The following is a 10,104-nucleotide window of genomic DNA, read 5'->3' as shown; positions in this document are numbered from 1 at the left end:
ACCGAGGCGACGCGCAGCCTCGAGGACTGCGCCAGCTCGAAGGAAGTGAAGGCGGCCGTCGAGCGGCTCCTGGAGTGCGGCATGCTCGAGCCGGTGCCCGCCGCGCCTCCCCCTCCCCCCCCCGCGCCGCGCCGGTACTGGTAGGCGCCAGGGCGGGGCATGTCCCACCCCGCCCCCCGGGAGGCTGATCGGAAGAGTCGCGCGGGAATCTGAAATCGGATAGAGCCCCGCTCCGCCATGCTCGTCTCCGTCGTCATCCCCGTCTACAACGAGATCCCGACCCTCGCCGAAATCCTCCGCCGCGTCACCGCGGTAGACTTCCCCAAGGAGATCGTCATCGTGGACGACTGCTCCCGCGATGGAAGCCGGGAGCTCCTGCAGCAGCTCAGTGACAAGGGCCTGTCCGTCATCGGCGGCACCCCGAAGAACCGCAACGAGCTGCGCATCCTCTTCCAGGAGAAGAACCAGGGGAAGGGCGCCGCCCTGCGCCGGGGCTTCGCCGAGTCCACCGGGGACATCGTCATCGTCCAGGACGCGGACCTCGAGTACGACCCGCGTGAAATCCCCCGCGTCATCCAGCCCATCGTCGATGGCGACGCGGACGTCGTCTTCGGCAGCCGCTTCATCGGCACGCCCCGGCGCGTCCTCTACTACTGGCACTCGGTGATGAACCAGCTCCTCACCACCCTGTCCAACATGACCAGCAACCTCAACCTCACGGACATGGAGACCTGCTACAAGGCCTTCCGCTCCGAGGTCATCCGGTCGGTGACCATCGAGGAGAACCGCTTCGGCATCGAGCCGGAGATCACCGCCAAGGTGGCTCGCGGGGGCTGGCGCGTCTTCGAGGTGCCCATCAGCTACCACGGGCGCACCTACGAGGAGGGCAAGAAGATCGGCTGGAAGGACGGCGTGCGAGCGCTCTACGCCATCGGCAAGTACTCCCTCAAGCGCTGACGTTGCGCCCCCCTGCGCCGTCCGGCGTCCGACACCGTCGGGCGCCCAACGCGGCGAGGCGCCAGTGCGCCGCCACTTCCCTACCCCCTCCCGTCCTCCGGGTCAGAGGTGCCCTTTGCGTCTCGGGTTCCTAAGTTCCGAGAGTGCTACCGCGATTCGTCCTCTATGGATGTGCTGGTTGGGTGATGGAGGTGTGCTTCACGGGAGTGAGCGCCGCCCTCTTCGAGCAGGACAAGCACGGTACGGCGAAGACGTACCTCTGGATGCACCCCATCTACGGTGCCACCGCGCTGGGGATGGAGTTCCTCCATGACCGGCTGCGCTTCCTGCCCCGGCCCGTGCGCGCCCTGGCCTATACGGCCGTCATCTTCGGCGCCGAGTTCACCACCGGGTGGCTGCTGCGCAAGGCGCTCGGCCGCTGCCCCTGGGACTACGAGCAGCGCGGCTGGAGCGTGAAGGGGCTCATCCGCCTGGACTACGCCCCCTTCTGGTACGTCGCCGCCCTCCTCTTCGAGCCGGTACGCGAGGCCTTCCTGCGCGTCACCAGCGAGGCGCTCCGCCAGACGCCCGAGTACCGCCACGCCGTGCGCAAGGGTGCCGTGGCCGAGCCCCTCCACCTGAGCGCCGTCACCACCGAGCAGGAGGCCGGAGAGGCGGCCGATACCTTCCTCCTCGCCGAGGAGACGCAGTCCCACCCGGTCTCGTGAGTCACCAGGCAGGCACAACCTGTGGGGGAAACCCCTCACCCCGGACCTTCTCTCCGAGGGAGGAAGGGCCAACGGAGGGGAAGGACACGGGGCCTCGTGGGCCGGACGCTCTCCGGCCGGGCCCTGCACTTGACAGTCGGCTTTTCTTCCTGTTGCGGGCCCTGCATAGTACCTTGCCGCGCGTTCCCTGTTGGTGCAGGAAATGAAGCCGCACCCCTGAAAGTTCCCGCCCCCGTATGTTCGACTGGCTCCACACTCTTCTCTCGCGTGACCTCGCCATCGACCTGGGCACGGCCAACACGCTCATCTACATCCGCGGACAGGGCATCGTCTCCAACGAGCCCTCCGTGGTGGCCGTCCAGCAGGACGCACGCGGCGGCAAGAAGGTGCTCGCCGTGGGCAAGGAGGCCAAGGAGATGCTCGGCCGCACGCCGGGCAACATCGTGGCCATCCGCCCCATGAAGGACGGCGTCATCGCCGACTTCGAGATCACCGCGGCGATGTTGCGCTACTTCATCCAGACGGCGCACAACCGCAAGTCGCTGGTCAACCCGCGCATCGTCATCGGCATCCCCTCGGGCATCACCGAGGTGGAGCGCCGCGCGGTGCGCGAGGCCGCCGCCAACGCCGGTGCCCGCGAGGTCTACCTCATCGAGCAGCCCATGGCCGCGGCCATCGGCGCCGGCCTGCCCGTCACGGAGCCCAGCGGCAACATGATTGTCGACATCGGGGGCGGTACCTCCGACGTCGCCGTCATCAGCCTCGCCGGCATCGTGTTCGCCAAGAGCGTGCGCATCGGCGGCGACAAGCTGGACGAGGCCATCATTCAGTACGTCAAGCGCAAGTACAACCTGCTCATCGGCGAGCGCACGGCCGAGCTCATCAAGATGGGCATCGGCACCGCGTACCCCACCGAGGAGGTCATGACCATGGAGATCAAGGGTCGCGACCTGGTGGCCGGCGTGCCGCGCACGCTCACGGTGAGCAGCGACGAGGTGCGTGACGCGCTCGCCGAGCCCGTCAACGGCATCGTCGAGGCGGTGAAGCTCACGCTGGAGCGCACGCCGCCGGAGCTGGCCGGAGACATCGCCGACCGCGGCATCGTGCTCGCCGGGGGTGGCGCGCTGCTCAAGAACCTCGACACCCTGCTGCGCGAGGAGACGGGCCTGCCCGTGTTCCTCGCCGAGGACCCGCTGTCCGCCGTCGTGATGGGCGCGGGCAAGGCGCTGGAGTCGCTCGACATCCTGCGCCAGGTCTGCCAGCCGGGTTAGGCGCGCAGGGCGTCGAGGATGGACAGCCGTGAGGCTCGCAGGGCGGGCAGCATCCCGCCCAGCAGCCCCATCATCGTCCCGAAGACGAGCGCCGCCACCAGGATGCCCGGGGTCGGCGTGAAGCCAAAGCGCACCTCGGCGAACGTCTGGAAGTTCAGCGTGCGGATCTCCATCCACCGTGTGGCCAATGCGCCCAGTGCCCCCAGCACACCGCCCGCCGCGCCCAGCACGGCGGACTCGATGAGGATGCTCGCGAGCACGCTCCGCCGCCGGTAGCCCACCGCTCGCAGCATGCCCAGCTCGGTGATGCGCGCCGACACCTGGGCGTACATGGTGATCATCGCCCCCAGCACCGCGCCCACGCTGAAGATGAAGGACACGAAGAGGCCGAGCACCCGGATGAAGGTGGCCAGCCACGTGGCCTGCTCCGCCCAGTACTCGGGCTCCGACTTCGCCTCGAGCAGGAAGCGCGGATCGTCCTCCACCCGCTTCATGAAGCTGTCGCGCGCCCTCTCCGAGCCCGTCCGCACGATGACGGAGCTGAGCCCCGGTCGGTCGAAGGCCGCGCCCAGCCGGTTGACGTCCGCCCAGACCTCGGACTCGTAGCCTCCGCCCTCGGCGCTGAAGACACCCACCACCGGCCAGCGCTGCTCGGCGAAGGACAGCTCGCCTCCCACCCTCGCTCCAGACGAGCGCCCCACCAGGGCCGAGCCCAGGGCAATCTCATTCGAGCCGGGTCTCGGCTGCCGGCCGGCGATGAGCCGCACCGTGGGCCGGATGGCGAAGCTCTCCGGTCCAATGCCCCGCGCGGTGATGTTGGACTCGTTGCCGTCCTCGCGCGGCAGCAGCACCGCTACCACCAGCTCGCCCGCCACCAGCGGGTCCCCCGCCACCGACGAGGCCACCTCGGACGAGCTGCCCAGGGCGCGCAGGGCGTCGCGCTCCACCGTGCTCATCAGCTCGCTGGTGGCGCCCTCGCTCAGGAGGATGACGTTGCGCGGGTCTCCCCCCGAGGCGAGCGCGGACTCGATGCCGTTGGCCAGCATCAGCACCGCGGCGAAGACGAAGACGACCAGCCCCAGGCCCACCACGGTGAGCCCCGTGGACAGCCGCCGCGCCCAGAGACTGCGCGTGTTGTAGTAGAGCGGAATCATCGCTCAGGCCACCTTCCTCAAGCCCTCGGCCACGGGAATCCGCACCGCGCGCACCGCGGGAATGGCTCCGGCCAGCATCGACACGCCCAGCGCCGCCAGCGCCCCGAGCACCAGCGTGCTCTGGCGGATGACGTTGTCGGGGAGGCCGCCGAGCTGCGAGCCCACCACCCCGAGGAAAGCATTCACCAGCGGCGGGGAGATGAGCACCCCCAGCCCCGCCGACGCCAGGCCGATGGCCAGCGACTCGAAGAGGACGAGCATCACCACCCGCCCGCTCTTGAAGCCCATGGCCCGGAGCGTCGACAGGTCCCTCGTGCGCTCGCGCACGTTCATGGCCAGCGTGTTGCCGATGACGAGCAGGATGATGAGCAGGATGACGCTCGACACCACCTTCACCGCGGTGATGATGGCCGACATCATCGAGATGAAGCCCAGGGTGAAGGCGCGCTCGCTCTCGGTGCGCGTGGGATAGGGGCTGTTGGCGAACATGCCATCGATCGCCGTCGCCACCGCCGCCGAGCGCGAGGGATCCTCGATGCGCAGCATGAAGGCGCCCACCCGGTCCTTGCGCTCGTCCGGGAGCTTCTCGTTGAGGCAGCGGTAGCCGAATAAGAGCGTGTTGGTGTCCATCCCTCCCTTGCTCACGTCGTAGATGCCCCGCACGGTGAAGGTCCAGTCGCCGGGGTAGATGGTGCCCTTGAGCGTCACCCGACTCCCCGGCTTCCACCCGTAGCGCGCCGCCAGGTCCTTCCCGATGAGCGCGCCACACGGGTCCGCCTGGAAGGCCGCCACCTCCTGAGGGGGAACGACCATCTCGTCGAAGACCCGCATGAAGGAGGCCGGGTCCACGTAGGCCGAGCCGAAGAAGTCACGCTGGGACTCGCCGTAGCGCCCGCCGAAGAAGCCGTAATAGGTGAGGTCGTCCACGCCCGGCACCGCGGCGATGCGCGACAGGTACGCCAGCGGCAGCTCCTCGGTGATGGAGACCTTGCTGCGCGCCAAGAGCCGGTCCGCCTGGGCCTGCTCCGCCCCGATGTAGAAGAGGTCCACCACGGTGCGCAGGAAGATGAAGGCCATCACCCCCACCGCTCCCGCCAGCACCGTGAGGCCCAGCCGCAACGGGTTGCGCAACAGGTCCCGCCAGACGAGCCGCCCGAACGTCATTGCAGCAGCCCCTTCTCCAGGTGCCGCACCAGGTCCGCCCGCTCGGCGGCGTGCGGGTCGTGCGTCACCATGACGAGCGTCTTGTGCAACTCGTGGTGCAGCACCTCGAAGAGATCCAACACCTGCTCGGCCGACTTGCGGTCCAGGTCCCCCGTGGGCTCGTCCGCGATGAGCAGGTCCGGGTCCGTGACAATCGCCCGTGCAATCGCCACGCGCTGCTGCTCGCCTCCGGACATCTGCGGCGGGCGGTGGTTCATGCGGTGCCCCAGGCCCACCACCTCCAGCGCGGCGGCCACGTGCTCGCGGCGCTCGGAGCGGGAGAGGGGCGTGAGCAGCAGCGGCAACTCCACGTTCTCCGCCGCCGTGAGCACGGGCAGCAGGTTGTACATCTGGAAGACGAAGCCCACGTGGCCCGCGCGCCAGTCCGACAGCTCCTTGTCATTCATGCGCGCCAGGTCATGCCCCCCCACCTCCACCACCCCGGCCGTGGGCCGGTCCAGCCCCGAGATGAGGTTGAGCAGCGTGGACTTGCCCGAGCCGGACGGGCCCATGAAGGCCTCGAAGGCGCCGGCCTCGATGTCCAGGTCCACCGTCTCCAGCACGGGCACGACGATGTCCCCACGCCGGTACGCCTTGGACACGCCTCTCAGTCGGATGAAGGGCGCCTTCGCTTCCACGAGCACGGTGCTCATCCGCCCTCCGTCTGGACCTTCACCTTGCGCCCCGCACGCAGGTTGCCATTGGGCGACACCACCACCTGCGTCCCCGGCGGCGGTCCCTTGGCCAGCGCCACCTCCTCGCCCACCTTCTCCGCCACCTGCACCGGCTGGCGCTTCAGCCGCCCGTCCTGCACCACCCACACCGCGGACTGCCCATCGCCGCCCTGTACCACCGCCGCCGCCGGCACCCGCAGCGCCGAGTCCTTGCTGGCGAGCGCCTCCGGCGACACCTCCTCCTTCAGGAAGGCCACCCGCGCCCCCATGTCCGGCAGCACGCCCGGGGGAATCTCCTCGAACTCCACATTCACATCGCCGGTCGCCTTGGAGCGGTCGATGGCCGGGCGGATGGAGCGCACCTTCGCGCGGAAGGACTGGTCCGGGAAGGCATCGAGGAAGACGAGCGCGGGCTGTCCCAGCTCGATGCGCGGGAGCTGCTCCACGCTCACCTCCGCCTCCACCTCGAGCGCCCCCAAGTCCACCAGCTCGACGATGCCGCCGATGTTCTCCTGCTCGAGCGCGGCGGGCGCGAGCACCGCTCCCTCGTCCGCCAGCTTGCGCACCACGGTGCCCGCGAAGGGCGCGCGCACCACGGTGTGGGAGAGTTGCAGGCCCGCGGCCTCCGAGGCGCGACGGGCGACTTCGAGCTGCGCCACGGCGGCCTGCTCCTCGGCGGAGGAGGCACTCGCCAGGGTCTGCGCTTCCTCCAGGCTCGCCCGGCTGACGACTCCCGCCTGGGCGAGCTGCTCGGCCCGACCCAGTTCACTCCGGGCCCGCGTCGCCGTGGCCCTCGCGGCGATGAGCCGCTGGGAGGCCGCCTGAAGCTCGGCCCGCACCCGAGCGTCCGCCACCCGCGCCTCCCGGTCATCCAGGCGGGCGAGCACCTGTCCCTCCTTCACCGCGTCGCCCTCGTCCACCGCCACCTCCAGCAGTCGGCCCGCCACCTGAGAGGCGATGACGGAGCGGCGGCGCGAGGCCACGTATCCAGCCGCGGAGAGCTCGGTCTGCTGCTCACCGGGACGGGCCTCGCGGACCTCGGCCACGCGCACGCTCGGAGCACGGCCCACCACCATCGCCGCCGCGAGGAGGGCCAGCACCACGACGAGCGCTAGCGGAATGAACCACCGGCGCCCGAGTCTCCGCCGGGGGTGAGCCGAGCGATCAATCCGGAGTGCGTTCAACTTCTGGGCCTGGGCCTCCGCCATGGGCGACTCCCTTACGTCACGACACCTCGGAGAGAAGGTAGGGGAAGGCGCGAAGTGTGACCCGGAATGAAGGCTGCCCGCCCTCCCTGCCACCGAAGCGCGCGGGCGCTCCCCTCTCGCTCCGGGGGAGGCGGGATCGGTGGGGCGAGAAGAACTTGAGGTTTCCCCCGCCAGGAACGTGCGGCAGACACAGATTGAGCAGGAGGGACAACCACCATGGAGGCTTGCGATGAGTGAGGGACTGCGATGATCGACCCCGGGGACATCCAGGAGGGCATGACGGTGAGGGACCAGCAGGGCCGGAAGCTCGGCACGGTGGCGAACGTGGGAGAGACCCACTTCGAGCTGGAGCAGGGGTGGCCCGCCCGGCGGGACTACATGGTGCGCTACCACGGAGTGGCGCGCGTGCAGGGCCGGGATGTATTCCTCGCGCCCGCGCCCACGCTCGTGCCCCCCGAGGACGACTCGCCTCCAAGCCTGTGAAGCACGCCCGGCCGGGCTCGCACGTCGGGTGCTCGCGGGCTCCGCTCCTCGCAGGGCGTCTGTTCCGTGCACGGCACTCCACCAGAGGTGTGTGACACGGCGAGCCCGGACGCGGTACATCGGCCCCCTCCCCTTCCCACAGGAGTGAGCGGGTTGAAACCCCACCACCATCCTTCCCGTCCGAGCCGCCTCCCCACGGCCGGACTTCTGCTCGGGGCGCTCGTCGCCCTGCTTCAGCCGGCGGAGGCTTCCGCCGGCAACTCCGCCGGCAACGCGCGGCTGCTCACCTCGGACGAGGCCGCCGCCATCAAGCACCCCGTCCTCGGTCTCCAGCGCTCGGCGCTGCCGCTGGCCCTGGGCTTCGCGGTGGACACCTCCGTCCTCGCGGACCTGGCGCTCACGCCCAACCTGGGCCTGCGCTGGGCGCTGGAGGCCGGGCCCCACCGCTTCGTCGTCGGCGCGCGCTACGCGAAGTTCGTGGGCTCCACCCTGGCCTCGAACCTGGTCACCTCCCAGGAGCCGGCGGTGAAGCGCTTCGAGCTCACCTTCGGCGGGCCCAGCTTCTATGCCCTCTACGGCGTGTCGCTCGGCCGAATGCTGGTGCAGGCCGAGGTGCGCCACGCGCGCTACGAGGTCCCCACCACCACCGCGACGGGCGCCCTGGTGCTCAACTTCGCCGGCAACTGGTCCCTCGTGGGTGAGTTCGGCGTCCGGCTGCGGCACGACCCGGGCCAGACCCTGGAGCAGCAGCAGGCCGAGGGCCTGCCCCTGCGCGGCGCCGCGGGCATCCGCTACGCCGGAGACAACTTCGGCATCTCGCTCGGGGCCGCGTACGTGGACCTGCGCGAGCCCATGGTCCCCTTCAACGAGGGCCGCCTCCCCCTCCTCCCCGCCTTCGACCTGTCCTGGACCTTCCGATGAAACGCCTCGTCCTCGCCCTTGTCTGCCCGCTCCTGCTCTCCGCGTGCTCCGCCGAGGTCGCCGTGGAGACGCCGCCCCTGACGCAGAACATCCCCGTCACCTCGGTGCTCGAGCCCGCCTATGTCGAGGTGGCCGTCGACCTGCCGCCCGAGACGCAGGGGCTCGACGTCACGGTGAAGGAGATCAGCGGCACCCTCACGGTGCACAACCCCTCGCAGGCCTTCACCCTGAAGACGGTCGGGCGGCTGTCGCTCACGGGCAACGCCACGCCGGACTCGCCCCTCTTCTACAGCCAGAACAACCTGCCCCCGTACTACGCCACCGCCGAAATCCTCCTGCCGGAGCGCGAGTTCGCGCCGGGCTCGCGCACGCCGGTGACCGTCAACTCGCCCACGCTGGTGAAGGCCATCGGCAAGAAGCGCCTGTGGATCATCGTGAGCAACACGGTGACCCGGGCGACCATCGGCGGCACGCTGCCGCTGCAGATCCAGCTCGAGAACATCATCCTGCGCGCCACCGTCACCAAGTCCTTCAATGGGCTGGACGGCGCGCTGGGCGTGGGCGGGCTCTGAAGCCGTGAAGTGGGAGCCGGGCCCGAGACCCGCCCGGACCCGGCTCCACCGTCACATCAGGTGCCTCGGGCCACCCACCATTCCGGCCCGCGCGAGGAAGACTTCTAGCGCACCGGTCTGACAAGTCCCGGACACCCGGGTAGGCTCGGGGGCGGTGCTCCCGCTCTCGATTCTCGCCCCCGTCTCCCTGGTGCTCGCCCAGGCCGCCACGTCCGGAGAGGCCCAGGCCGACCTCGCCCATGCCCGCGAGCTCGCCGCCGCCCTGCGCTACGAGGAGGCCGTCGTCGAGTACCAGCGCTACCTCGGCCACCCCAACCGGCCCTCCGCCGAGCGCGCCCGGGCCCTGCTCGAGTTGGGCTTCATCCACCTGCTGCTGGACGACACGGTGAACGCGGAGCAGCGCACCACCGAGGCGCTGGAGCTGGACGCCTGGGTGCGCCCGCCCGAGGACGCGCCGAAGAAGCAGGTGGACCTGTTGGAGCGGGTGCGCGCGAAGCTCGCCGCCCGGCCCCGGCTGGAGCTGCTGCCGCGCGAGGAGGCGAATCGTCCCCAGCGGGTGCGCGCCACGTTGAAGGATCCGCAGGGCAAGGCGAGCGAGGTGCTCCTGCGCCATGCCCCCGTCGCGGGCGGCCCCTACCGTGCCGCGCCCATGGTGTGCCAGGAGGGCACGTGCGAGGGCGAGCTGCCCTCCCCCACCCGCGCGGCCTCCTTCACCGCCTGGTACTTCGTCGAGGCGCTCGACGCGCAGGGCAACACGGTGGCCCGGGCGGCCAACCCGCTGGCCCCGCTTCAGCTCTCCGTCATCGAGCAGAAGCCCTGGTACGAGAGCCCGTGGGTCTACGCGGGCGGCGCGGCGCTGGTGGTGGGCGCGGCCTCGGTCTTCTTCATCGCCTCCGACCCGAGGAAGTAGGCAGCGCGAGGGAGCGGTACACCTTGGACTCGGAGAAGGTAGGG

General features: G+C 70.3%; 11 protein-coding genes. 7 read left to right on the top strand and 4 right to left on the bottom strand.

From position 1 onward, the window contains the following. Positions 1-237: 237 nt before the first annotated feature. The 3 genes from VF697_RS04270 to VF697_RS04260 all read left to right on the top strand — a co-directional run bounded on the left by VF697_RS04270 (position 238) and on the right by VF697_RS04260 (position 2,935). Entirely contained in the window at positions 238-957 is a 720-nt protein-coding gene (locus VF697_RS04270) for a glycosyltransferase family 2 protein (protein WP_331092193.1), read from the top strand. A 143-nt stretch (positions 958-1,100) separates the two neighbouring features. Continuing rightward, the gene (locus VF697_RS04265; RefSeq protein WP_414641235.1) at positions 1,101-1,664 is read left to right on the top strand and encodes a putative ABC transporter permease; all 564 of its coding nucleotides are present in this window, start codon (positions 1,101-1,103) and stop codon (positions 1,662-1,664) included. Between the two features lie 236 nt (positions 1,665-1,900). After that, on the top strand, positions 1,901-2,935 hold the full coding sequence (locus VF697_RS04260) for a rod shape-determining protein (protein WP_331092191.1): 1,035 nt from the start codon (positions 1,901-1,903) through the stop codon (positions 2,933-2,935). Here the strand turns inward: VF697_RS04260 and VF697_RS04255 are convergent. Genes VF697_RS04255 through VF697_RS04240 form a run of 4 tightly spaced genes read right to left on the bottom strand, consistent with a single transcriptional unit; the run spans position 2,932 to position 7,174 of the window. Then, a complete protein-coding gene (locus VF697_RS04255) occupies positions 2,932-4,089 on the bottom strand; it encodes an ABC transporter permease (RefSeq protein WP_331092190.1) in 1,158 nt (385 codons plus the stop codon). The genes VF697_RS04260 and VF697_RS04255 overlap by 4 nt on opposite strands. A gap of 3 nt (positions 4,090-4,092) precedes the next feature. Next, positions 4,093-5,253, bottom strand: coding sequence for an ABC transporter permease (locus VF697_RS04250; protein WP_331092189.1), 1,161 nt, complete (start codon positions 5,251-5,253; stop codon positions 4,093-4,095). After that, positions 5,250-5,945, bottom strand: a complete 696-nt coding sequence (locus VF697_RS04245; RefSeq protein ID WP_331092188.1) for an ABC transporter ATP-binding protein — start codon at positions 5,943-5,945, stop codon at positions 5,250-5,252. Before VF697_RS04245 ends, VF697_RS04250 begins: the two co-directional genes overlap by 4 nt. Continuing rightward, positions 5,942-7,174, bottom strand: a complete 1,233-nt coding sequence (locus VF697_RS04240) for an efflux RND transporter periplasmic adaptor subunit (RefSeq protein ID WP_331092187.1) — start codon at positions 7,172-7,174, stop codon at positions 5,942-5,944. Before VF697_RS04240 ends, VF697_RS04245 begins: the two co-directional genes overlap by 4 nt. 246 nt (positions 7,175-7,420) lie before the next feature. Here VF697_RS04240 and VF697_RS04235 point away from each other — a divergent pair, with 246 nt between their 5' ends. From VF697_RS04235 to VF697_RS04220, 4 genes are all read left to right on the top strand, one after another. Continuing rightward, positions 7,421-7,657, top strand: coding sequence for a DUF2171 domain-containing protein (locus tag VF697_RS04235; RefSeq protein ID WP_331092186.1), 237 nt, complete (start codon positions 7,421-7,423; stop codon positions 7,655-7,657). Positions 7,658-7,810: 153 nt separating this feature from the next. Further along, the gene (locus VF697_RS04230) at positions 7,811-8,578 is read left to right on the top strand and encodes a hypothetical protein (protein ID WP_331092185.1); all 768 of its coding nucleotides are present in this window, start codon (positions 7,811-7,813) and stop codon (positions 8,576-8,578) included. Continuing rightward, positions 8,575-9,150, top strand: coding sequence for a hypothetical protein (locus tag VF697_RS04225; protein WP_331092184.1), 576 nt, complete (start codon positions 8,575-8,577; stop codon positions 9,148-9,150). The genes VF697_RS04230 and VF697_RS04225 overlap by 4 nt, the downstream gene beginning before the upstream one ends. Positions 9,151-9,304: 154 nt before the next feature. Further along, a complete protein-coding gene (locus VF697_RS04220; protein WP_331092183.1) occupies positions 9,305-10,060 on the top strand; it encodes a hypothetical protein in 756 nt (251 codons plus the stop codon). Positions 10,061-10,104: the final 44 nt, after the last annotated feature.

It is taken from the genome of Archangium sp. (assembly GCF_036388035.1).
Classification (GTDB): domain Bacteria; phylum Myxococcota; class Myxococcia; order Myxococcales; family Myxococcaceae; genus Archangium.
Note: the sequence above shows the minus strand (reverse complement) of the source record. Positions and strands in the feature narration are given on the sequence as shown.